This is a genomic window from uncultured Paraglaciecola sp. (assembly GCF_913020055.1).
GTDB lineage: Bacteria > Pseudomonadota > Gammaproteobacteria > Enterobacterales > Alteromonadaceae > Paraglaciecola.
Genome location: NZ_CAJWCF010000048.1, coordinates 1 through 24,716 on the forward strand (window position 1 = coordinate 1; position 24,716 = coordinate 24,716).

General features: G+C 40.8%; 17 protein-coding genes. 3 read left to right on the forward strand and 14 right to left on the reverse strand.

What is annotated here, in order from left to right; translation table 11 throughout:
• Positions 1-78: 78 nt before the first annotated feature.
• The 11 genes from QZ488_RS11730 to QZ488_RS11780 form a co-directional block, all read right to left on the reverse strand.
• Positions 79-2,001 carry a hypothetical protein gene (locus tag QZ488_RS11730; protein WP_293748851.1) on the reverse strand — a complete coding sequence of 641 codons (1,923 nt, stop codon included), beginning with the start codon at positions 1,999-2,001 and terminating at the stop codon, positions 79-81.
• Positions 1,998-4,286 (reverse strand): hypothetical protein, encoded by a 2,289-nt coding sequence (locus QZ488_RS11735; RefSeq protein ID WP_293748853.1) that lies wholly within the window; start codon positions 4,284-4,286, stop codon positions 1,998-2,000. The genes QZ488_RS11730 and QZ488_RS11735 overlap by 4 nt, the downstream gene beginning before the upstream one ends.
• Positions 4,287-5,444, reverse strand: a complete 1,158-nt coding sequence (locus QZ488_RS11740) for a BatA domain-containing protein (protein ID WP_293748855.1) — start codon at positions 5,442-5,444, stop codon at positions 4,287-4,289.
• Positions 5,445-5,457: 13 nt separating this feature from the next.
• Complete coding sequence (locus QZ488_RS11745; protein WP_293748857.1) at positions 5,458-6,354, reverse strand: DUF58 domain-containing protein; 897 nt, start codon at positions 6,352-6,354, stop codon at positions 5,458-5,460.
• Between the two features lie 20 nt (positions 6,355-6,374).
• Entirely contained in the window at positions 6,375-7,394 is a 1,020-nt protein-coding gene (locus QZ488_RS11750; RefSeq protein ID WP_293748859.1) for a MoxR family ATPase, read from the reverse strand.
• Between the two features lie 48 nt (positions 7,395-7,442).
• Positions 7,443-8,141: a DUF4159 domain-containing protein gene (locus QZ488_RS11755; protein WP_293748861.1), complete on the reverse strand. Its 699-nt coding sequence runs from the start codon at positions 8,139-8,141 to the stop codon at positions 7,443-7,445.
• Between the two features lie 53 nt (positions 8,142-8,194).
• The gene (locus tag QZ488_RS11760) at positions 8,195-9,538 is read right to left on the reverse strand and encodes a TldD/PmbA family protein (protein WP_293748863.1); all 1,344 of its coding nucleotides are present in this window, start codon (positions 9,536-9,538) and stop codon (positions 8,195-8,197) included.
• 29 nt (positions 9,539-9,567) lie between these two features.
• Complete coding sequence (locus QZ488_RS11765) at positions 9,568-11,196, reverse strand: TldD/PmbA family protein (RefSeq protein WP_293748864.1); 1,629 nt, start codon at positions 11,194-11,196, stop codon at positions 9,568-9,570.
• Between the two features lie 155 nt (positions 11,197-11,351).
• Positions 11,352-12,032, reverse strand: coding sequence for a GDSL-type esterase/lipase family protein (locus QZ488_RS11770; protein WP_293748865.1), 681 nt, complete (start codon positions 12,030-12,032; stop codon positions 11,352-11,354).
• Positions 12,005-13,729: a DUF885 family protein gene (locus QZ488_RS11775; protein WP_293748866.1), complete on the reverse strand. Its 1,725-nt coding sequence runs from the start codon at positions 13,727-13,729 to the stop codon at positions 12,005-12,007. The genes QZ488_RS11770 and QZ488_RS11775 overlap by 28 nt, the downstream gene beginning before the upstream one ends.
• A gap of 22 nt (positions 13,730-13,751) precedes the next feature.
• Entirely contained in the window at positions 13,752-15,068 is a 1,317-nt protein-coding gene (locus QZ488_RS11780; RefSeq protein ID WP_293748868.1) for a Xaa-Pro peptidase family protein, read from the reverse strand.
• Positions 15,069-15,685: 617 nt separating this feature from the next.
• On the opposite strand from QZ488_RS11780, the gene QZ488_RS11785 reads away from it, so the two are divergent.
• A complete protein-coding gene (locus QZ488_RS11785) occupies positions 15,686-16,054 on the forward strand; it encodes a hypothetical protein (protein ID WP_293748870.1) in 369 nt (122 codons plus the stop codon).
• A 175-nt stretch (positions 16,055-16,229) separates the two neighbouring features.
• On the opposite strand, the gene QZ488_RS11790 is transcribed toward QZ488_RS11785, so the two are convergent.
• The 3 genes from QZ488_RS11790 to QZ488_RS11800 form a co-directional block, all read right to left on the reverse strand.
• Positions 16,230-18,443 (reverse strand): DUF5916 domain-containing protein, encoded by a 2,214-nt coding sequence (locus QZ488_RS11790; RefSeq protein WP_293748872.1) that lies wholly within the window; start codon positions 18,441-18,443, stop codon positions 16,230-16,232.
• A gap of 139 nt (positions 18,444-18,582) precedes the next feature.
• Positions 18,583-19,254: a response regulator transcription factor gene (locus QZ488_RS11795; RefSeq protein WP_293748874.1), complete on the reverse strand. Its 672-nt coding sequence runs from the start codon at positions 19,252-19,254 to the stop codon at positions 18,583-18,585.
• A gap of 6 nt (positions 19,255-19,260) precedes the next feature.
• Positions 19,261-22,569, reverse strand: a complete 3,309-nt coding sequence (locus tag QZ488_RS11800) for a two-component regulator propeller domain-containing protein (RefSeq protein ID WP_293748876.1) — start codon at positions 22,567-22,569, stop codon at positions 19,261-19,263.
• A 226-nt stretch (positions 22,570-22,795) separates the two neighbouring features.
• On the opposite strand from QZ488_RS11800, the gene QZ488_RS11805 reads away from it, so the two are divergent.
• Both QZ488_RS11805 and QZ488_RS11810 read left to right on the forward strand, forming a co-directional pair.
• A complete protein-coding gene (locus tag QZ488_RS11805) occupies positions 22,796-23,854 on the forward strand; it encodes a hypothetical protein (RefSeq protein WP_293748878.1) in 1,059 nt (352 codons plus the stop codon).
• Between the two features lie 153 nt (positions 23,855-24,007).
• Positions 24,008-24,610 carry an outer membrane beta-barrel protein gene (locus tag QZ488_RS11810; RefSeq protein WP_293748880.1) on the forward strand — a complete coding sequence of 201 codons (603 nt, stop codon included), beginning with the start codon at positions 24,008-24,010 and terminating at the stop codon, positions 24,608-24,610.
• The last annotated feature ends 106 nt before the right edge of the window (positions 24,611-24,716 follow it).

Sequence of the window (24,716 nt, forward strand, 5' to 3'; positions counted from 1 at the left end):
TTTGATAGTCGATTTTAACAACCACTATCTTGGCTCATTTGAAGCCGTTATGGGAGGAGAGGGTCCATACCATTAATTCTAAAACAGCTTTCGTTCTAACCATAATAGACTCATAGACAAGACCAGCAGCCCCCATAACCAGCTTTTATCAAGGGGCTTCACTGAGCCTTCTTCAAACCGTTTTGTGTCTTTGTGTTGTGCTATGTTTTCGCTAGCTTGATGATTTTGAGCTTGTTGCCATACTGACCAGTCTTGCTCAGCATAGGCATAAAACCAGCTATCTAATGACCACTGTTTGGCATTTTGTGGTTCAGCCAATTCAGTGTTTTCTGACCAAGTTAACTTATGCCAACCGTTCCTTGTTGGCCACACTGTGAGGCAGTGTTGTTCGGTTTGCACTAAGTCGTGAGTCAATAGTAAAGGTTGCTGGTTAGCATTATGCATAGTCACTCCTGAATCGCCTATACCCAGTAAACACCTTTGCTTAGCTTGATTAACTAAAGTGAGTGAATCGGGGGCAGCATTTAACCAATAAGGCGTTTGTTGGGGCCTGGCTAATGCATAAGTGACACTCTGCCAATAGTGACTGTATTGTTCTGTTAACCCAGCTGTTTGCCAGCCATAGGTCGAATTGATAAGTGATACCGCCACTTGTCCCAAACCGATATGGCTAAGAGACACCAGTGTTTGCGCGGCATTGTTTTGTACCAGTGGAGTATACTTAACAGCTGTGATCTTGGCTTTTACTAATGGCATAACCTGTTCAATTTGGCTGTGTGGCCAAATGGGAATCGATGCATAATTCGCTACATCTAGTGGTTTAATCTCAATATCCGATAGCCAGTCCATTGCCGGCACAGGCCATGCGTTGATGAGATCATTATCGGCAATAATATAAACCCCCAAACCTTTTTTAACGGCTGCTTGCAAGGCGCTCATTGGTTGCTTTTTTAATGCCAATAAGGCGCGTCCATCTATGACTAACCAATCAAAGTTATCTAACGCCTGACCAATAAAGGGTGAAGTGATTTGGGCCAAATCTGTTGCGCTTAGGTTGATATTTTGCCGGATATCTTTGTCTTGACTGATTTGGGTCAAGACACTTATCTGATTACCGAACTCTGCTGCCCAGTTTTTTAATTGCCGTGTTTCAAACGATGGACTTGATTGTTTTATTAGTATTTTTAGCTTTGCTGGATTTGTGACTGAAAATGCGATGGGTTCGTCTGTTAACACTTCAGAGTCGTTGTTTTTATTGAGTTGTAGCCGATAGGTCCACTGGCCAATACTTTTTGCCGGAAAGCTCAAAGCAAAACGCTCAAAGGGTTTAATCCTAGTTGTTTGGATGATTTTCCCTGTAGGATCTAACAAATGTAATTGGTAAATGACTTTTGTTTCAAGGGGCTCATCTGAGCCTTGTAGTTGCCCCTTAATTTCGACAAATTGCCCTACAGCCAAGTCTCTTGGCCAAGACATATCCACTAGCCCTAAACGTGGTTGCGAAGCTGAAAACTTCACTGAAACATTATTGAATGTTTCCCCCATAACTAATTGTAAATTTTGCCATTGGCTTGAGTTAAGCCCGTCACCTAAGACAAACAAATTATCAATAGTATCTTGGTGGGATAATATTTGTGACGGAACATCAATCTGCGTAGCAACATCAAATATACGGCTATTAGTCACTGATTTAGCCGCCCCTCGCATAACAAATACAGCTTGCGGAGAGTCTATTTTCTCTAATTGCTGATTAGTCGCCCCATGAGTAATCAGATAAACCATTGAAGGTTGCTTACTGGTTATTTGGATATCAAAGGCTAATCCCACAACCATCAAAGCGGCAACAGTATTCATCAGCAACACGCCTGCGAGCCTTGCCTTTTTGTGTTTTAGTCGCTGACCCGCAAAGTAGCAAGTGATAGTTAAAACAATTATTACCAGCAAAACCATTAAACTTGCGGCAATGGGATAAGCGGCAAATAATCCTAGTGAGAAAGTCACTGTTGAACGTCCTTTTTCTGTTGTTGTAAAAATGCCTGATATTTTTGCAACATCTTGTTCTGTGGTGAATAGGATGTTTGCCTAGTTGTCGGAACAGCGATAGGTGGGGGCAGTATTTGCCACAATTTTTTACGTAACTCACTGATACAGTCTTCGCAATTAGTTAGGTTAAAAGAGTCCTCTAATTGGATTTTCTCTAATGTAGCGATAAAAGTAATGTCCTTAGGAGTGACAGATAGTTGCTCTGAAAAATAGGTTTTTACTTTTTCGAGTATGCTAGTTTGTTCAATTGTTAAGGTGTTATTTAATGACTTATCTAAGTGTTGATTTAGAATAGTGAGTAAGGCTAATTGTTTAGCTGTGTTTTGTTTAGTTGTTGTTTCATTACGCTGGTAACTTAGTATGTCGGTTAGATCGCCTTGATAGCGTCGTTTTTCAGATACCGGAGGCGGTTCAAAACCTAATCGTTTAACGTAAATGCGTTCGGCTTTTTTTGCTCGGTTCAATAGTTCTAAAGCTTGATTTTCAAAGGGTAATGCTAGTTCTGGCTGGGAAAGTAACAAATGTAGTTCAGCCTGCCACATGTTAGCAATCGCCCGCTTCATTAATAGTTTGGGGTTTGGAGTACCATTTTTAATAAAATTACCGTCATCGGCTTCACCATGAGCATGCCCAAACTGTGAAATAACTGTGCTATAGCCTGATTTGTCCGCGCCGTCTGAGCCGTGCTCAGAGTCTTCGTGTTCATGTTCTGCTGCTGGTTTTTCTGCGTCATCAGCATGTTTATCATCTTCATTATGCTCTTCATGTTCCAACTCTGGGCCAGCCTCCATTGCCTGAGGTGTGCCACTGTCAAATTCATCACCTAAAAACTGCCCATATTTTTGTTTAAGAAAACTTTGTGCTGCGCCTAATTCTCGAGAAATGTGGTTAATTTCATCTTTTGACAGGTTATTTTTATCAGCGATTAATTCTTTGGTTTCTATAATAATTTGTCTTTGGCTTTTAAAATACTCAGGCATAAAGTCTATTAACGCACCGTCGGCTAAAACCGCCTGTTGCTCATCTTCAAGCCAGCGAATTATTTTACTGGCAGAGCGACTTTGCTGGGCAATGGGTTGGCGGTTATCCCATGCTCTAATACTAAAATATAGTTCGTCACCGGGTTGCATATTTAGCTCGGTTAAATCCCAGTTTTTAACGAAAAGTGTCTTGCCTTTCTCTGAAGAGCGGGAATCGAATTGAAAGGTTTGATCACGAAACTTAACCGCCTCGCCGGAACCACTGGCAATCGAAGCAAGAATTTCTACCTGACTTAAACCAAAGTCATCATCGATTGAAACAATCGCTTGTAGTCTAGGTATAGAATCTTTAGCCAACTCGGTAATAGTTTGAGTGGGTTCGACAAAACGAATAGTGGGTTTGGTATCAGCGATGACAGCAATCGTGTGAATCTCTCCCAGTATCTTTTCATCAGCAGAAAGGTGGTAAATACCTGATTGACTCAATACTGTACTGGCTAAGTAGTAATCATCGGCTTGTTGAATAAGGGCTACTCGTTGTTTATTAGGCAGTAGTATTGATAAGTCGTTTTGTTGAGTAAATCCGCTGAACTGCAGTCGCCAAGTCACAGTTGAGCCCGCAATCAATTCTAAGTTCAAATCTGTTGTTTGTCTTGTCGCTAAACCTGTGTAACTGGGCGCAGTGACAGTGATGCTTTTAGTCACTAGGTTAATGGGTAGTGTAGGTTTTGGAGCTTGATTGACCAATTCAGTATTAGCTGGTTCGACTTGGGAAATAAAATCAGCAGGTATCAGTTTAATTAGTATGAATATTAGGACTACAGCCGCGCTTAATAATGTTGCTGGCTGGAATGAATATTTAGGTAAACGCGAGCTAATGTCTTTTGATAATAAGCTTTCTACTTTTGGTTGAACGCGATTTTTTTGTAATTGTTGTAAGGTTGTTAGGCCGCTACTAGGCAACAATATTAACTCGGCACTTTCTTCACATTCACTGAATTGTCGATTTAGATGCAACAACACCTTGTTCGCAGTAATATTTTGATATTGTTTGCTTTGCGAAAATAGCTGCGCAGCTAAAGCAGTTGTTGCTGCAACGGCAATGATGGGCAGAACGATCCACTCAGTCATCCAATGAGTGGCCAGCCCAGCACACAAAAATAGCAAAAATGTATAAGCGAGTTTTTGTAATAACCATCTACGCCTAAGGCGAATGACAATCTTATCCAGTGTTTTGTGCTGGGTTGTTGGATGACTAAACAATTATTGGTCCAACTCTGGTGATACTCGAGAATTAGGCCATTCGCTTAATAATCTTTCTAGAATAAAGACGCTTACCAAGATCAAAACCAACCAGATATGTAATGAAGTTGAGTCAGCCATGTTGCTGGATGTTTTTTTATATACTGCTGTCTTTTGAACCGCACTGTTTGATGAAGACTGAATGATTTGTGATGTGGATAATCGAGTGTTTTGTAACCACCAAACTTGGCTTTGTGAAGAAAATAATAACTGAGCCAAGGTTAAAACGAAGTCGACTTGTTTAACATCGTTAAGCTCTGCTTGAGTAATAAAAGTGGATTGCCATTGAGGGTCAAAAGGACGAACTGATTGTTCAAAAGGCTGTTCGCTGAGGTTTATAATTATCTCATCTGAAAGTAAGTGCCTACTTTCATTATTTGACTTTTCATAACTGACGTAATTGACACTTATATTTAAATTATTATGAGTATTAATCGCTTCGAATGCGGCGCGTAAATAGACTAATGATGTCGAACTGGAATCGTCGTAGAGCACTTTTATACTTGCTGTATATGGCTTAGTAATATCCTCTACAGGTATCTCTTTTACATGCCATTTAACTTGTTCAGGTAGCGGTATTTGTTTTCCAATAAACTGCTTTAGACTGTTTGTTGTATACACAGAAATCGCTGAGTCAGCTGATTGTTCAGCTAAATAGTCAGCCACCTTACTCCAAATATTAAGAGTCGGTATCTGCTGATTGTTAGTCGGCCATTGCGCTAATTCCATTTTATTAATGTTGCGATTTTTTGTACTGAGAAGCACTAAGTTTGAGTCATTGACTTGGTTTGTTAGTGCTTGTTTCTCTTCTTCTGTTGCGTGATTCAACCAGTCTTCAGTGACTAATACATGTGAGTTAACCTGCTGGTTTGAGTTCTGCCAATACACTTGGGCTAGTATCAGAGTTGCCAGTAAAAACATAAACAGTCGCAAAGCCAGCAACACTAATTGTGTCAATCTGAGCTGACGTAACCTGGGCGAGGTTTTTACTTTGATAAAAGCGATATGCGCAAAAGCTATAATACGAGGGCGGGCTTTGCTTAATAAATGAATCCCAAGTGGGATCAGCAATGACAACAAACCCAGAATAGCTAAGGGGGTTTCTAATGCGAATGGCATATTTAACATACCTTCATCTAAATTTTTGCCTAGCGGCTAAAAAACGATGCAGCATTTTATCTAACGGTTGGTCGATGTTGGCAATACAATGTTGAATGTTGAGCTGGCCAAAAGTCTTTTTTAACGAATCTTGCCAGGCTTGTCTCGCCGCAAAGTAGTCTATTTTTGCCTCGTCTGCCGAGACTAATATTTGTTGTTTACTCTCTCTGTCTTCAAAACGTATTTGCCCTTTATAGGGAAAAGTCAGTTCATCATTACTTTCTAATTGCATAGCTATGACTTCGGTTCTTTTACCGATCAAGTTCTGCATAAAGTCGACAATTTCATTGTTTTTTTGGTAAAAATCACTGAGCACAAAAATAAGACTATTAGATTGCATGTGGCTTAACTGGTGTTGTAAAACTTGCGGTGATGGGAACACCGAACCAGTAGACATTTGATTCAGTTGCACCAGCAATTTTTGCCAGTGTTGTTTACCGCTTAAGGCCGGCAAAAAGTGTAGACTTTCACTGGATAGACCTAATAAACCAATAGCATCACTTTGTTTGTGGGCAATGTAAGCGATAGTCGCTAACAGATGTTTAGCGTAGTCAAACTTGTGCCAGCCTTGATTAGACTCAGATGAATGCTGCAACATAGATGCACTGGCATCTATCACCAACCAAATATTAACGTTGCTTTCGCGCTCTGCTTCACGCACAAAATACCGGTCTGAGCGGGCAAATAACTTCCAATCAATATTGCCAAGAGCATCACCAGGCTCATAAGCTCGATATTGGCTAAACTCTAATCCTGTGCCCCGCTGAACACTGCCGTGTAAGCCGTGTAAAAGTCCTTGGGCAACTGTCTTAGCCACCAAAGGCATATCTTTGATACTGGCTAGTACAAGTGGGTCAATGAGTGATTGCATATTGGCGGTAGGCTCAGGGGTTAAACAGATGAAGCAAAGGGACTGGCTGGCTCGGCTAAGTCTTTTAATAAACCATCAACCACATCATCGGTAGAAATACTCTGGGCTTCAGCCTGAAAGCTTAATAACAATCTGTGCCTTAATACGCCATGCGCCACCTGTTTGATATCTTGCATAGTGACGGCAAAACGTTTCGAAAGTAACGCATTTGCTTTGGCACACAGCACCAAAGCTTGACCTGCACGTGGTCCCGCACCCCAGCGCACATATTGATTAACGCTTGATGACTGACTGTTACCAGGTCGTGTATTGCGGGCCAGTTGATTGATATAAACCAAAAGCGGTTCTGATATATCTATATCCCTTACGACATGTTGCAAGCTGATAATTTCGTCAGCATTTAAAACTGCATTTATTTTAGTTTGTGTATTGCCCGTTGTGCGGCGCAAAATTTCAATTTCTTCTAATTCAGTGGGGTAATCGACTTTTATAAACATTAAGAAACGGTCGAGTTGTGCCTCTGGCAAAGGGTATGTACCTGCTTGTTCAACAGGATTTTGTGTGGCTAATACAAAAAATGGTTTCGGCAATGTGTAACTCGTTCCAGCGTAACTGATACACTTTTCTTGCATCGCTTCTAACAGTGCCGCTTGGGTTTTAGGCGGTGTACGGTTGATTTCGTCAGCCAACAAAATGTTAGTGAAAACAGGCCCTTGCTGAAATTTGAAAAAACGGTCGCCTGAGTCATGATCGGTTTCTAATATTTCGGTGCCTATAATATCACTGGGCATCAAATCAGGGGTGAATTGCACACGTTTGAAGCCTAAGTCTAGGGTCTCGGTTAAGGCACTGACCATTAACGTTTTAGCTAATCCAGGCACACCTTCTAACAAACAATGCCCGCCCGCTAACATGCTAACCAACAATTGTTGGATGACATCTTTTTGGCCCACAATCACTTTGCCTACTTCGTGCTCAACCTGAGTCAACTTGTCTAATAATACGAGGACTTCTCGTTCGGATAAATTTTCTGTACTCATTGCTACTCTTAATGGTTAAAGTGAAAATATGGGCTGAACTGTGAGTATTTAAGCCGTCATTGCATATATCACAATGTTTACCGCAAACTTGGTGTTATCAACTTTCAACCAACGTTTGTTTCTAAAATCGTAGTCCCATTCACAGCCAAGGTCTTTATTGCTGTATAACACCGCTATTCGGCCATTTATCTCAATCGCTTTGAGGTACCCATGCACCAAATCGTCACCCCATCCATTTAGTTCTACCGAGGTACGTGGTGGCCCGTCAAATTCAAAAAAAGATGAATATAATGGGTGGTCATTGGGGATCTTCTTTAATGCTTCTGGACCAAACATGTCGGCCATTTGTGCTTCAAAGGTTTTGGCAAACATGCCGTCAATATCATGATTACAATCGTCGACAAAAACAAAACCACCGTTTTCCACGTAACGTTGAAAGTTTTGTCTTTCTTGCAAGTTAAACTGCACTAACCTGTGCCCGGCCATGTAACAAAAAGGCGCACTTAACATGCTGGGATCAGACAGTGGTATCACTCGTTCCTGCAAATCCACCCGTAAACTGGTGTATTCAATCAGCGAGTTAAGCACATTTGCGGGCATACGTTCATCTACTTCCCAATTACCTGACTCGTAACTCAGGCGGGTGAAGTAAAAGTCGTATTCACTATTTTGACTGTGCACAGCAAATGGCAGTGCCGTGAAAACGGCAACTGCACAGCTACTGCGAATAAAGTGACGACGATCCATTTAGATAAAACTCTTACAAAAAGCCACAAACTAGTTAGTCTGTGGCGAGATGTTTATACCGCGTCAGATAAACTGCTAAAGGTAAAGTCTCTGATTTTCATCGGCGGTATCATATTACCGTCGATACGTTCAGGTTTACCTAGCGCTTCTATATTGTTTAACATCACAATTGGACTTTCATTAAAGCGGAAGTTTTTAATTGGATATTTAATTTTACCATTTTCGATATAGAAAGTGCCGTCACGGGTTAAACCTGTGTAAAGCAAGGTTTGTGGATCTAATGAACGGATATACCAAAGACGCGTGACCAAAATCCCTCTACGGGTGTTTTTAATCATATCTTCTAAGGATTCATCACCACCTTCCATGATGATGTTATCGCCGTTGGGCATATAAGGCACACCTGTTTTCTTCGCCCAATAGGGTGAGTTTGGCATGTTGGCTATCACACCATTTTTGATCCAATCGGTGCGAGTCAGCGGATAGCCGTTACCAGAAAAAGGAGCCGTAGGTGCGATGGGATGCGCCGGATCTGAGTAGATGTTGACTCGTTCATCAAACATCTTTTCACCCAGTTTATTCTTAGGTACTTTTTCTGCGTCTTCGCCCTCTTTGGCTTTGTAGCTTAAAAAGCTGCGGCCTTCATCTGCGCCTCTTTGCGCAAAATTGCGAACCATATTGCCTAGTAGCCCCACGCTAGCTGCGGGTTCTAATATGACTGTGTATTTACCTGGTTCCATGGCTTTTGCATCGACCGAACCTAGAGACTTTTGGATTGCGATACTTGACGCTTTAGCCGTATCTAAAAGATCATAGTCACTGAAATTACGTGTAACCCAACCCGAACCTTTTCCATCTTCAGTACGAATAGTCACCGAAAAGTCGACGTCTGTGGATTTGTTATAGGCGAATAGACCTTTGTTATTGATGATCGCACTAAAAGTCACAAACTCTTCTAAAAAGCCAGCAGCCACTAATTTGTTCTTTTTAGAGGGGCCAATGCTGTCTTCTGCAGCTTGTGCTCTGTTTTCAGGTGAGACATTGGCTGTTGATTCAAAATAGGTTTTGGATGGTGCGTATTTTTGTGGACCAAATACTGGCATATGTTCAGCGTTCTCAGGTGCCAATTTAGCTAGCTCTTCTGAGCGACGTACCACTTTCTCAAGTGATGCATCGTCAAATTCATTTATGGTAGCCACACCCATACGTTTGCCGAATGTAGATTGCACAGCTAATACTAGATCGCTTTCTTCGCCTGCAGTAGACACAGTATTTCTCGCATAACGAATATTGCCGCCAATGCTGCCATCTAAGTTACATTCGATTTCATCAGCCTTAGAATATTTGAGTACTTTGGTCAGTAACTCTTTGGCTTTTTGTTCAGATAAAATAGTCATAATTGAATTCCTTCTAATAGGTTACCGACTTACACATTACGCGCAGTGTTGATGACGTTAATGTTGTTGAATCTCGTAGTCGGACAACCATGAGAAACCGCGCTAACCTGTGAAGGTTGACCTTTACCATCAAAGAACGAACCACCCACTCGATAATCGGATTTACCGGCTAATTGCGAACAATTATTCCAGAATTCTTGGGTGTTGGACTGATAGGCCACGTCTTCAATTTGGTCGACGATTTTGCCGTCTTTAATTTCGTAAAATAACTGCCCACCGAATTGGAAGTTGTATCTTTGTTGGTCAATAGAAAATGAACCACGACCTGCAATATAAATGCCTTTCTCAACATCTTTGATCACGTCTTCAGCAGAAATGTCTTTTTCGTTAGGTTTTAATGATACGTTTGGCATGCGCTGAAATTGCACATCACGCCAGCTTTGTGAGTAACAACAGCCATGTGATTCAGTTTGGTCGATCATATGTACTTGATCGCGCGTGGCTTGATAGTTAACTAAGATCCCATCTTTGACCAAGTCCCATTCTTTGGTTTTAACCCCTTCATCATCATAAGCAACATTGCCTAATGAATAAGGTTGGGTTTTGTCAGCAAACAAATTAACTCTGTCTGAGCCATACTGAAATTTACCGCTTTTCCATTTATCCAAGGTTGCAAAACTGGTACCAGCGTAGTTGGCTTCGTAACCTAATACTCTGTCTAGTTCTAAGGGGTGACCAACAGATTCGTGAATGGTCAACATAAGGTGAGCAGGATCTAAAACTAAGTCGTATTTACCTGGTTCAACTGACTTAGCTTTAAGTTTTGCCTTAAGTTGTTTACCAGCTGCGGCTGCATCTTCGACCATATCGTAAGAGTTGTTATAACCTACGTTAGCGCCAGTGATTTTGATTTTGTCTTTTTCAAGGCCGTCTAAATATTCAAAGCCCATGCCGACTGGATTACCTAAACCATTACGTTGTTTGAAGCCATTTTCGCCTATGCCTGTGGCAAAAAACGGGGCCCATAAACGATGTACATCTTGGTCGATGTAAGAGCCGTCTGTTGAAGCAAAATATTTTTGTTCGTTTACCAAAAATAAAATAGAGGTAATGTAGTTGGCACCGTTTGCCATAGCGGCATCATTCGCCGACAACAATAAGTCTACTTTGTCTTTAATTGGCACTTCCATAGCATTTTTCTTGATAGGCGTTTGCCAGCTTACGTCACCTACACCTTTTACTGGTGCGAGTTTTACCGGTGATGTTTGGAACTTTGAATTGGCTTTGGCTACAGCAACCGCTTGTTTAGCCGTTTTAGCCACACTGTCTGGAGTCATATTTGAAGTAGAAGCAAATCCCCAAGTACCATTGGCAATCACTCGTACACCTATACCCGCTGATTCGGTATTCACAATATTATCTACTCGTGTTTCACGGGTAGTAACAAATTGGTTTAGGTAGCGACCTATACGTGCATCTGCATAACTGGCCCCTGCCGCTTTGGCGGCGTTAAGAGCAATGTCTGCTAGCTTCTTTTTGTAGGCCACATCCATGGGTTTATCTAACATTTGATCTGCTGAAATAGCGATGCCTGATAAAGGCAACATTAACGCCCCCATGCCCACACCGCCGATTTTAATAAAATCGCGTCTTTCCATTATTTATTCCTCTGCCGTTAATTGATATTTTTTTTATATTTATCTAACCAGTGTATTGCATTGTTTGAATAGCACTCAACAGGGAAGGGCCAGTTATTTGAACTGAATACGTAACAAGCCGTTACAAATATCCATACATGTGAAATTAGGAGGCCTTACTTTGGCTCGAAATACGGTAAAACAGCTTTGGCCCATAATTCATATTGAGCAGCATTGGGGTGCAATAAATCAGGCATGACAGACTCTAACAATACATCTTCTTCATTGAGAAAAAGGTGATTGATATCCAGCCACACAAATTGCTGTCCGTCCGAGAATTCTTTGATTAATTTGTTTGCTGAATCGACGCGTTTACGCATACGTTTTAATTTATTTCGACTGCGTGGAAATATAGCCATCAACATCACTTTAGTATTTGGCAGACCCTGCTTGAGTTCATCTAAAATGGCTTTGACGCCAGCGGCTATTTCTTCTGGTGAGTCATGTCTATGTCCAGCATTGTTGGTACCTATCAACAAAACTACCCATTTAGGGGAGTGGTTGTTTATCTCAACGTTTTGCAAACGCCATAACAAGTGTTCGGTTCTGTCCCCCGCAAACCCCAGGTTGAATGCTTTGCGATGAGCGAAGTATTGTTGCCAATATTGCTCTCCCTCTGCTTCCCACTCATGGGTGATTGAGTCACCAATAAATAGAATGTCGATGGGCTGGTTTAATGCCTGAAGCTCAGTGTGTTTTTGCTGGTGGCGTTGCTGCCACCAGTCTTCAGTTCGTTCTGTTGGAATAACAGATAAGGGAAGCATCTCGGTTATTTGGTTTTCTGAACGAGTATCCAATCGTTGATCACATCTTCTAATACAGCCATTGGTAATGAACCTTGACCAATTACCGTATCGTGAAAGCTGCGAATATCGAATTTAGCGCCAAGCTGTTTTTCGGCTTTAGTACGTAATTCACGAATTTTGATTTCACCCATTTTGTAAGACAGTGCTTGACCCGGCCATGAGATATAACGGTCAATTTGGTTTTCGACTGATTTTTGGGTCAGCGCTGTATGTTGGGCTAAATAATCAATCGCCTGCTGGCGGCTCCAACCAAAAGCATGGATGCCGGTATCAACTACAAGTCGCACAGCACGCCACATTTCGTAACCTAAACGACCATAATCACTATAAGGGTCTTGGTAGAAACCTGCTTCTTTACCTAAACGTTCTGAATACAAACCCCAACCTTCACCAAAGGCTGAATGGCTCAGTGTGCGTCTAAATTCTGGTACATCTAATTCCATCGCAATGGCATTTTGTAAATGGTGCCCAGGTACAGCTTCGTGCAGGCTTAAGGCTTCTAAGTTATAAAGCGGTTGTTGGGAAGGCTCAGAGGTTAAAAAATAAGTACCGGGTGTACGGCTATCTGGTGGTGGCATATAAAATGCGCCTCTAGAAGCTGAACCTTTAATAGTAAAAGTATTGCGCGGCAGGTGACCAAAAAATGTGGGTAACTTGCCATACATTTTCATGGTAATAAAAGCCGTTTTTTCGAGTACATCTTGTCGGTCAGCCGCATAAAATTGCGGGTCTGTAGCCAGAAACTGTAAAAATTCAGCGTAACTACCGTTGAATCCGACTTGGTCAATGATTGCCTGCATTTCAACACGAATACGCTTCACTTCACTTAAACCCAAGTCATGGATTTGTTTGGGCGTAGCATCGGTTGTGGTGTAATAGTTGGCTGTGTAGGCGTAATAATCTGCACCACCTTTAGCACTAGCAATGCCCGGCTCTTTGCGACAATTAGGCATGTAGTCGTTGACAAAAAAGTCATAAAAATTCTGATAGGCATTTACCACTGCTGATGTGATTAACTCTTTAGCTTGTGCGCTATAAGTGCTTTTTTGTTGTTGGTTAAACGTCTTAGGAAAACGGGTGAAAGGTTCAAACAATGCACTGTCTTTTGGGGTTTTGACTATGTGTGCACTGATGGTTTGATGGTAATCTTTAAAACTTTCGCAGTGATGTACATAACCGGCGGTTAAACCCGCTTTCATCAAGTTGATGTTTTCTTGATTAAAACGTGGGTAGTCGGCAAGACTAATCAGAAAGTTGTCATAATCTTCGCTGGTTAAAAATGCCATATTAGCCGGTGCTTCAGCAAAGTAAGTGTGCCAACCACTTAAAAAGTTAATCGGAAAATACTTGTCTTGATATTGGTGACTTTGGGCTTCTGTTTCTCGCTCATATTTAAATAAACGGTAATTCATTAACTGCTCTTTACTTAAGGTCTGAGTATCAACCTTGCTAAGTCTTTCCAATACTTGGTTGTTGTAAGCCTCTCGCCTTGCGATAGCCTGTGGGGTAAATTCGGCTAATTTAGCATTTGGTTTCCAACCATCTGGATCAGTACGGAAAAAGACCTTTTCTTTTTCCGCGTTTTGCCAATGTTGGTCGATGATATTTGAAAGATCTTTATTGGCGTCTGCAAAGGTGTTCCAGCTAAGGGCTGTGAAAGTAAATGCGACTAAAACTTTATTAAACATGAATGTTCTCTTATTTTCTGTATTAAGCGGGTATTGCGGCAATTTTACCGATAGGCGATGTGAGTGAATCTGGTGGTACGGTAAACCATTGGATCCCTTTATCGGTCATATACATACAATCTTCTAAACGCACACCAAAATCACCAGGAAGGTAAATGCCAGGTTCATTTGAGAAACACATGCCAGGCTTTAACGTTTCGGCTTCACCATGTACGAAGTTTACCGGTTCGTGGCCTTGCATACCTATGCCGTGGCCTGTTCTATGCGAAAGCCCAGGTAGTTTGTAATCTGGCCCTAAGCCTTGTTTGACGTAATAGGCGCGTACCGCGTCATCCACTTTACCAGCAGGTGTGCCGAGGGTGGCAGTTTCAAAGGCTATTTGTTGACCTTGTCTAACTGTATTCCAAATTTTTTGTTGTTTTTTACTCGGTTCACCAAACACAAAAGTACGGCTAATATCAGATTGATAACCCTCAACACTGCAACCACAATCCATCAACACTATTGATCCCTCGCGGATAGTTTGTTGTTGATTAGTACCATGAGGGTAAGCGCTGGCTTCGTTAAATAATGCCATATTCCAAATATCGCTACCGCCCAAAGCAGATTGCGCTGAAGACATTAAGTCTTTTACCTGTGACTGGCTCATGCCTAATTCAAGTTGTGACCAAACATGCGCATAAGCGGTTAGGGTAATTTCATTCGCTTTGTGCATCAATTGTAATTCGTGTGTGTCTTTAAACATGCGACAGCCTAAGGTAATAGGCTCAGCACTGACATCTTGCATCTTGGGTAACAGCGACATGATTTCGCGCTGCACAAAATAGCGCACCGAATCTTCAAAGGCGAGGGTGCCTTGGGTGATCTTTCGGTCATGCAGTATTTGTTTGACTCGTTCAAAAGGGCTTTCGTGCTCTTGCCAAACGCGCACGTCCTCACCAACTGCAAGGCTTTCCCGAATGCTGGGCTCTTCAAAAAACGGGCAAACAACGGCTATTTCGCCTTCATTCGGGATCACCACTGCTGTGAGTCGTTCACTGCGCCACCACTGAATACCGCTAAAATAATCCATAGCAGCACCAGGCTCTAATATCATGGCCACAATATTGTGTTTTTGCATTAGCTGTTGGGCTTTTGCAATGCGCGCCTTGCGTTCTGTGACTGAAATAGGCTTGACGTTGTCGGTTAAGCTTTTTAAATCTTTATTTTTGACACTCTTAGCAGTTGTGGTAGCAGTTGTGGTAGCAGTTGTTGTGGATGCCATGGCGCTTTGGCCAAGGGGCAACGCTACTAGGGCGGCGCCACTGGCGATTAAAAATTGTCGTTTACTCAATTCCATGTTTTGCCTTGTCAGAGTGTGGGGCATTATTTCAAAATACAGACTATTACAAATAGTCTGTATTTTGAAGATATTTACCTCATCTTTGGTAGCAGAATATTGCGATGTCCATAGCGTTACTTGTACAACTTTCGGGTTTTAATTGATTACGCAAAAGTGAAGGTTTACTGATAGTTTGATAGCTGAGTGATATTGATAAGTCCCCATTTTATTTAGATATTGTTCAGATCTTTTATTGATAGTTCAGTTTGTTAGACAACAGACTAAACTCTTTGCCTATTTTAGAAGGGCTAATCAGCTCAGCAACGATGTCAAGATTTTTATGTGCTGGTAATTGAGTTAAAATCAAATTTTTCAGGATATTCAATGTAATCACTAAACTTTACTTGACCAATTCATATGAGGTTTTAATTCACCTCCCGCTAGCTTACCCCTTGCAGGTAAAGCCCTCTTCTGAAACACAGCTTTAAAAAATAGCAGTCAGATTTTACACTTTGACATTGCTGAGGCAGCTGTTATATTTTATCCGACATGCAGATAAATCGAGGTTAATGGTCTTACACAGAAGTTTAGTGTTGTGAAGATAGGTAAGTTATTTATGCTTAAACGAGGTTGTTATGAAAGTGTATGTGGGTAGTTTTTTCTGCTTTATTCTCCCCTGTTTTTTCTTAGTTGTGTCTTTATTAGCCCCCGTTTTAGCTAACCCATCAGCAAGCCCTCATTCTTCTTCGTTAAGCCTCACCACGATAGTCAGTCCTAAAAACGCCGTAGCTAAAGCCGTCTTAACAAAAGGAGAGCTAGTGGCGATCATAAAAAAACGTTACAAAAATGCTCGTGTTAAAGATGTTGATATCGAAACGTTTAACGGTAAAAAAGTTTACGATGTGGACTTCATCTATCGTGGTAAACCTTATGAAGCATTTATTTCACGACAAGGACGCTTGTTAAAGGTGCAGATTGATCCAAATGTCGATGATGGAGATTAAAATATTGTTAGATAAATTAAAAAATAGAGGATGTTTATAATTTTATACTCTTAGCATACTTTCTAATAATCCTTGAAGATAGGCTGCTCACTTAGACAAACAACCGTCTTATTACGTATTGGTAATACCTATTGTTGACAGCGTCACGTGATGCCACAAACTCCGGATGCTAGCGCTAAAAATGATACTTAAGTTTCATATTAATTGTTTCTGTGTCTGCCATTTTGATAGTGTTACTAAGAAGATGACGTCTTGATTTTGGCAAGCCTTCTATTTCTTGGTCTGCGCCGCGGCTATAAACTAGGTAAAACTGAGATAAAGCCCCTATCTCATAACGGTACCGTACCTGAACTGCAAATTCACTTTCAGAAAAACTTTCAAGTGCTTCTTGGTTGCTAACAAAAATTAGGCCGTCTTTTGCTACGCCATATACTTGATTAGCATTTGCATGAAGGGTGGCGGACTCCATTTTGACGCGTAATTCATGCCTATTTCCTATTCTAGCCGAGACATTGAATGCAATAGATAATTCTTCTAAAGCAAAGCTTCCTAAAAGGTTTTGACTGTCATCACCTTCACCATCGACATTAATTTCATCTTCATCACCCAACCAAATTAATCCATTATCAAAGCGTTGATATTCGATTTCCAACTCTAAATTCATCCATTCCTCTATTTGTAAAGACGGGGTAAATTCATAAGTCTGGAAACCACCGTTAAGTCCTTGCGTTCCCGTTCCTGCTGATAGTTCTAATTGCAAGTAATGGTCTTGCGTGGTGGTATAAGCTATAGCGAATTCTGTTTGTTTGGGTAAATAAACAACATGGCCACCCCGGGTAATTAGATCGTCGTCACCCGAGGTAATGTATACAGTTTCTATCTCCCATACAGCCCTAGATGGCAGTATGAGGCTTACATCTATTTCCAGCTCTTGCGGAAGGTCATCATTGTTTTGGTTGTTTTTTGCGATAAAACTGGATTCAAGCTTTATGTCACGTATCCACTTGCTTTCTAACTCTGGCCATTCGTAAGTGGTGGTATACTCAAACTGCTTACGATCAACTTGCTTAACAAAGCCAAAATCAGAAATATCAAATCTTTCTCCGTAATTTAATAGTGCAATTTCATTGAACCATACATCACTTATTTGAAAGTCTGCTTTAACCCACCAGGCAATATCACTTACTTGCAACACACCATCTCTATTTGCAACACTATGATTGATCTGGCTGCGAATAAGCTGAGCAGATAAAAATAGGCTATTGTTGATTTCAACTAATCCATCTATTGCCGTCGTTTTTGCTTGTCGATTTATGCTTGGGCGATCCACCAACGTTTGAATCAAACCCGTAGTCCAATTTTCCGATTTATATTGACCACGCAATGCGAAAAAATGACCACCATCATGATATTGGGTATCCTCTTCAAAAGCACTGAGCAAACTGATGTCAAACTGCTTACCAATTTGTGTCAAGCGAAGCGCTGCGTCGATATTTCTCGCCTCACTTTGGTCACTCTCACCTCCGATACGTGGGGTATGGATCACGCGGAGTGTTTCTGGTCCCCAAATGTCAAAAAGATCATTGTTTTCACGAAAAAAAGGCCGTTTTTCTGAAGAAAAGGTTTCAATTGCGCTAAAGTTTATGACTAAATCTTCCGACTCTATTTGACCAAAGTCGGGGTTTAAAGATAGATTAATTTGTTGATGATTCGTCGGTTTCCAAAAAATATCCATGCCGACTTTATATTCGTTCTTTTGTCGCAGTAAATCGTGACTGAGGGTTATGTAAGGAAAGGCATCCATCTGCGGTTTATAAGCAATCACCGCATTATATGTTGCAAATTCATCCATGAAATTGAGTTGTGAGCGATCTGTTTTAGGATAGGATGAACGCTGTCGACGTCCCTGATGCCAACGGCCAAAATAGAGTTGAATATTGCGCTGAACGTCATCGCTAGTTTTACTGACAACCACTGACCAAGGAATAAAAAACTCAGTTTGCCATTGTGCATCACTGATACTGACCCCGTGCAACCAGTTACCATTCCAATTAATTTCTTCGCGATTCCGATCGCGCCATATGGCGTCTTGTACGGCGTTATTGCGACTTATTTTGAAGCCATAGCTCCTTAGTCCTTGATTATCAAAATCAATAATGATTTCATTGTAATCAGTTTTTATGTCCTCATCACGTAAACTGGTTCGAGAGCTACCTTCTTTTTGCACCTGTTGATTGATAAAGCCCACATATAGACCATGTTGATCACTATGAATTAAGACTTGTGTGTTAAATGAGGGAGAGCTTAATGAGTAGGGTTGTGTTACCACGAAATCATCGTACCTGATTGCTTCGAACCAATGATCCTCGTCTAATACACCATCGATCATGCCCACATATTCTTGAGCATAAAGGTTCTGGGTTAACAAGAGGAGTAAGAAAAGTAGACCAGCATTAAAGCAATAAATAGTGTATTTAACTATTTTTGGGGTGCTTATTCTCATAAAAAAATATTTTTGCATAGCAACGTTAGAGGCTATCAATGAAGTAACCAAAACCGCGGCGGGTTTGGATCAGGTTTGTAATGCCATGAAATTTTAATTTTTTTCTCACCGCAGAAATATTAGCTTCAATCGCATTTCGTGTAACACTGCTGTAACTGTCATAGAGATGATTCTCAATATTACTATAGGTCATGACTCTGCCGCAATTGACCGCGAGTAATTCTAATAGTGAAAATTCATTGGGGGTAAGATTAACCATTTGATTGGCTATCGTTAATGAACGCATGCCGATATCGATTTTCAGTGTATCAAACTCTAAAACGTTAAGATGTAATTTATGTTTGCGTCGAATTAATGATTTAATTCGCGCATGTAATTCGTCGAAATCGAAAGGTTTACATAAGTAATCGTCAGCGCCTTGATCGAGTCCGACAATACGATCATCGACCTGATCTTTAGCGGAAATAATAATGACGGCAGAATCTTTTTTTCGCGTTCGAATTTCTCTAAGTATCGAGAGACCATCGACCTCAGGGAGCATCAAATCCAATAACACAACATCATACGTGTTGATTCGCAAATATCCCATCGCTTCTCGGCCATTTCCAGTGGCGTCGACAGCAAAGCCCAAATTTTTCAGCCCTAGATGCAGTGCTTTTCGTAATCGTTGAGAATCTTCAACAATAAGTAGTTTCAATGAATATTACTCCCCACTTCGTTGTTCCGATTCTGGTAACTGAATTCTACCAATGCTAATGCTAAAGTTGTTTTGTTTCGTGATATGGACATCAACCGATAAATCTAACATTTTTGCATATGATTGTATGAGTGACATACCTAAACCCGCATGTTGCTCAGATGAACGAGCCAAATTTTTACGCCACATTCGATTGAACATGTGAACAAGATCCTCCTTCGTCAATGGTTCTTCCATTTCATTGCTTACATGAAAACAATAATGGTTATCGCTGCTGCTCTGTAGTGAAAAGTCGATAACGGTATTTGGAGGTGAGTATTCAATCGCATTAGACAGGATATTGTTGAGTATCAGGGTGAATTCCACTTGACTGGTATTTATCAACGTCGGTTGGCTGAGGTGACTGCGCAGTTGTAGCTGCTTGTTGTTTGCTTGCTCAATATAGCGTTTCCAAGCACCGTTTAACGTCTGTGATAGATCAATATCGGCATTATGAATAGAAACCACACCCAGATCCGTGCGAGCTAAAGCTAATAAGTTATCTACTATTTTTTGAATTTGTAATGCGGCTTCAAGAGTATCTTGATAGAAAGGTTTTGCTATTGCAGGATCATCAGGCCATTTGAGTGCCACCTGAGCCATCGTGCGTAGTTCAGCTATGGGCGTTCTCAACTCATGAGCAACATTAGCGGTAAAGCGCTGTTCTTTTTGATAACTTTCTTTTAAAAATCGAGATTCTTCTCTTTTTCGTTCTAACGCTAATGTATTTTTTTCGTGCCTGAAGCGGATGAGAAAAGCAATATAAGCGATGCTTATTGCGGCAACGACATACATCAGCTTGGCCCACCAAGTTAACCACGGTGCTGCAGATATGATCAGTTCAATGCTGACTTCCTGTGCCGACCATAGCCCGTCATTATTGGTGGCTTTCACCTCAAAACGGTAGCTACCAGGCGGGATATTGGTATAATAAGCATGTCGGCGTCCACCCACATATTGCCAGTCTTGATCAAAGCCTATTAAGCGGTAGGCATATTGATTCTTGTGCGGGATTGTGAAATCCAGTGAGCTAAATTCGAATGCAAATATCGTTTGCTTATAGTCTAGCTGGATTTTTTTAGTCTCAATAATAGACAAGGGTAAGACGCCATTTTGTGAAGTTTTCACAGATTTATTCATAAGCTGAAGATCGGTTATCTGTACTAACGGAGGAAAGGGATTAGCAGTTACGGTCATAGGTTGAAAATAGTCAATGCCTCTACTGCCGCCAAAAAATAACACCCCTTGTTTGTTACGGTAAACCGCACCGGGTTGAAAATAGTCATTTGATAAACCATCTTCACGAACAAAATTACTGAATTCGATATGTTTGGGATTAAAGCGGCTAAGACCATAGCGGGTGGTGAACCAAAGGTCTTTTTTGTGATCAAGAATAATATTATTGATCAAATTTGACGGTAAACCATGCTCTTTTGTATATAAGGTAAATTGCTCTGTCTCGGTATTATAGTGATTTAGGCCATAATGGGTGCCAATCCAGAGGTGTCCCTGTTCATCACTCAACATCGAACTCACTGCATTGCTACTCAATGAATTCGCATCTTCTGGATTATGCTTAAACTGGCGTACTTGGCCAGAGCGTGGATTAAAATGCAGTAAACCTAGATTTTTCGTTCCTATCCATAATGTACCATTCGCTGTTTCTACGATGCTGGAAATATCGATTGAGGTCTTCGTATGATTATTGGGCACAGAGATATGGTGATATTCAATCGTGTCGGTCAACGGTGATATACTCACGAGAAAATCTGGCTCTGCACTTACCCAAAGTGTTTTGGATGGTCCAACATGCATGGTGGTAATTGAGTTTTTATTTATTGCCAATTCAATAGTTTCAAAGGTACCTGTCTTGCGTTCGAATCGATTTAGGCCGCCATCATCGGTGCCGACCCACAATTGTCCTTTGCTGCCTTGCGTGATGGCGGTGATTTCGTTGCTCGTTAATCCACTTCTTTGGTTAGATGAAGTGTAATGCTTTACATTGCCATCACTTTGACGTTCGAATAAGCCAAGATTTTCGGTTCCGACCCACAAGCTGTTGTATGCATCTTGAAAAATTGCATTAATGGGATAGCCAAACCAAGGCGTTTCTTCAGACTGCTTTAGCCGCGCTGCGGGAAATTTTTTGGGTTTAAGATCAACATGATTAAGCCCCCCACCTTCTGTTCCAATCCACAGGTTATTAGACTTATCCTGGAACAATACCGATATCATTTTTGTATTCAGGCTCTTGGGATCATCAGAGCGAGGGGTAAATAATGTGAAGTCACGTGAACTTTGATTAAAGTGGTTTATACCGTTTTCAGTGCCCACCCAAAGTCGATCTTGATGATCTAGTAATAAAGCTTCAATAGTATTATTGCTAATACTTTTTTTATTGGCGCTGTCATGCTGATAGTGGATAAATGTTTCGGAGCTGCGATCAAAATAATCTAATCCCCTCTCTTCTGTCCCTACCCAAAGATTACCTAATTTGTCTTCAAGTAAAGTTGCTATTTCATTGTGAGTTAAGCTACTAAGGTTTTCCTGCTTGTGTCTATAACACTTAAACTCTTTTGTGCTTGTATTATATTGGGCTAAGCCGTCTTCAGTGCCCATCCATAGCAATTTTTGGCTATCGATAATAAGTGTTTTAATCTCGTTATTACACAGTGTGTTGTCCTGTTCGGCTATTGCAGCATAGTGTGTAAATAGGCCTGTTTTTCTGTCTAAAAGGTTTAGGCCACCGCCTTCGGTACCAATCCATAAATTTCCATCGTCATCTTCAACGAGTGCATGAATAAAGTTGTGACTAATGGTATCAGTGGTATAACCGTTTATCGCTGTTTCCAAAGATACCGTTTCATCATCTAGTGGAATTTCATCTTCATCACTCATTGCGTCCCATTCTAACGCTCGAATATCTTCATTATAAAAGTGCATAAAGGAATCTGTTCGGGGATCAAATCGGTTTAAGCCCCCGCCCTCTGTACCTATCCAAATAAAGCCATCATTACCTTCTAGTATTGTGACAATTTCATTATGAGAAAGGCTATTGCTATCATTAGGTAGATGTTTATACACTTTAAATTCATAACCATCATAACGGTTTAATCCATTTTCTGAACCAATCCACAGGAACCCCCTGCGATCCTGAAGTATTGCTGTCACACTATTTAGCGATAGTCCGTGCTGTAATGATATGGTTTTCAATTGAAGTGCGTTAAAAGTTTGAGGCTCTTGCGCTATCGACAAGGTAGAGATGAACGCAGACATAATCACCCACAGAAAAAAGCATAAACTTATGCACATTTTTTTGTTTGTCGTTTTTAGCATCAGTGCACTATCTGGATAATTAAGAAGGTTTATATTAATTGTTTCTTGATGGTTTTGCACATCCTCAGCAAATCCTAAGTTTTTACTCAGGTTCTTCTCAGAACTGTTTGCTTAAATAGGTTGTGACTTACGCAGTCCGTTTAATCAAAATTTGAGGAAAGATGATATGCAATTGAAAATAGCTACTCTAGGCACTTTGCTTGCTGCCCTAACCGCATGTGGTGGAGATAACGATTCAAGCCTGCAATTAACAGATTTAGCATCCCCCACACCTGACGTTATTAGCACAAGCTTTTCAGTTGCTCCCCTTAACTCTTACTTTCCTATCCCCGTAGGGCTTACCTACATTTATGAGCCAGTTGAAGACGTCGAGGGATTAGAAGATTTTAGTATACACATTAGCTTCTCTGCAGATTCGCAAATAACGGATGGGGTTAGCACGATTGCGATGTTTGAGCGTGAATACTCAGGCGGTGAGTTGTTAGAAGAAACCACAAGCCAGATTGCCATTGATTCAGAAGGTGCAGTATGGATATTCTCGGAGAAGAGCGTTGAATATCAAGATGGCACAGAAGTAGGAATTGAAATCTGGATAGCGGGTGAGTTTGATGCGAAAAGAGCACGATTGATGTCAGCAAACCCGGAGGTTGGCGAAACGTTCATAACAGAAAATATTGAAGTGGATGAAACTGAAACAGCTGAGGTTTTATCTGTTGATGAAATATTGTTTTTGGAGTCAGATGATGACGAGCCAGCCTACATAGATGTCTTGCATGTACTTGAAACGGATAGTGATGGTGAAGCGAGTGCTGATTACTTTTATGCTCCGGGTGTAGGGCTCGTTAAATTTATAGATGATGGTGTCACTATGGTGCTAGTAGAGACAGACTCTAATGTCGGTATTGCAGAAGATTTAGAAGAAGAATCGCTACCTGAAAGTAGTAATGAGTATCAACAATTTGCACGTCTCAGTATCGACCTCAATAGCGCTCAAAGCCAGCTTATTATGGTATTTGAAGCTGACACTGGCATCGAAGAGATTTCAGTTTGGGATCCAACAGGCAGATTGATATTAGAACTCGAAGTAAATGAAATCGATGAGGTTGGTTTGTCTGAAATGACTTTTGTATTTAGTCCTGTTGAAGATGAATTTGAAGAAGGTGTTTATACCATTGTAGCTGACACCATTGAGGGTGAAAACGTATTTGGAGAGGTAGAATTATAGAATAATCAAAATATAAACTGCCGTTTGCCTGAGGTGAAAGGGCATCGCAAAATTAAGCAGACTAGATTTCGAAGACAGCCATGAAAATTGACTAAACAAGCGTGGCATTGTCGTACTTTGGTAATAATAAATTTAACTTTAGGTTGTAATAATATGATGACAGTAAACAGTAAAAAACAGTGTTTAGAAACAACGACTCGCTACCATGGACTGCTCGGCTCAAAAATTAAGAAACTGGGGCTATTATTAGCGCTTAACACAGTATTAACGATGACATGTCAGGCAACAGAAAGGGACTCTGGGTTTTATGCTGGATTTGGTGTAGCGAATATTAATGCTGAGGAGCAGGGCATCTCGAGTCGTGAAAATGGAATATCATTGCTTGGGGGGTATTCATATTCGAAATACCTCAGTGGTGAAGTGTCGTTATTTAATCTTGGTGATCACAACGCATTAGGGATGAAGGGGAAGGGGGTAAGTTTAAGTGCAATTGGCAGTTACCCCGTTCTAAAAAACCTTGATTTGTTTGTCGAACTGGGTGGTATGTCAATAGACATAGAAATCGATGAGGCCCAGAATTTAATTACTGATCCTAATGGCGAAGGGTCTTTACAGGATGGCAGAGACTCCAGTATTTATTATGCTATAGGAGCTAAATATAAACTAAAGGATTGGAGTTTTGTGTTAAAAACAGCTCGTGTAGATCTTGACGCCGATATGGATATTATATTCGCACAAGTTCATTATCATTTTTGAGTATATACCGACAATACAACATAAATTAACGAGCAGTTTGCGATATGTTGATTTAAGTCACTATGCATTTTAGAGACGTTTTTTCCTGATGATTAACACTGCAGTT

What these genes read in the sequence shown, in the direction of transcription:
- QZ488_RS11740 (WP_293748855.1), bottom strand. Translation starts at nt 5,444, where the DNA reads ATGCCATTCGCATTAGAAACCCCCTTAGCTATTCTGGGTTTGTTGTCA.
- QZ488_RS11745 (WP_293748857.1), bottom strand. Translation starts at nt 6,354, where the DNA reads ATGCAATCACTCATTGACCCACTTGTACTAGCCAGTATCAAAGATATG.
- QZ488_RS11750 (WP_293748859.1), bottom strand. Translation starts at nt 7,394, where the DNA reads ATGAGTACAGAAAATTTATCCGAACGAGAAGTCCTCGTATTATTAGAC.
- QZ488_RS11755 (WP_293748861.1), bottom strand. Translation starts at nt 8,141, where the DNA reads ATGGATCGTCGTCACTTTATTCGCAGTAGCTGTGCAGTTGCCGTTTTC.
- QZ488_RS11760 (WP_293748863.1), bottom strand. Translation starts at nt 9,538, where the DNA reads ATGACTATTTTATCTGAACAAAAAGCCAAAGAGTTACTGACCAAAGTA.
- QZ488_RS11765 (WP_293748864.1), bottom strand. Translation starts at nt 11,196, where the DNA reads ATGGAAAGACGCGATTTTATTAAAATCGGCGGTGTGGGCATGGGGGCG.
- QZ488_RS11775 (WP_293748866.1), bottom strand. Translation starts at nt 13,729, where the DNA reads ATGTTTAATAAAGTTTTAGTCGCATTTACTTTCACAGCCCTTAGCTGG.
- QZ488_RS11780 (WP_293748868.1), bottom strand. Translation starts at nt 15,068, where the DNA reads ATGGAATTGAGTAAACGACAATTTTTAATCGCCAGTGGCGCCGCCCTA.
- QZ488_RS11785 (WP_293748870.1), top strand. Translation starts at nt 15,686, where the DNA reads ATGAAAGTGTATGTGGGTAGTTTTTTCTGCTTTATTCTCCCCTGTTTT.
- QZ488_RS11790 (WP_293748872.1), bottom strand. Translation starts at nt 18,443, where the DNA reads ATGATCGATGGTGTATTAGACGAGGATCATTGGTTCGAAGCAATCAGG.
- QZ488_RS11800 (WP_293748876.1), bottom strand. Translation starts at nt 22,569, where the DNA reads ATGTCTGCGTTCATCTCTACCTTGTCGATAGCGCAAGAGCCTCAAACT.
- QZ488_RS11805 (WP_293748878.1), top strand. Translation starts at nt 22,796, where the DNA reads ATGCAATTGAAAATAGCTACTCTAGGCACTTTGCTTGCTGCCCTAACC.
- QZ488_RS11810 (WP_293748880.1), top strand. Translation starts at nt 24,008, where the DNA reads ATGATGACAGTAAACAGTAAAAAACAGTGTTTAGAAACAACGACTCGC.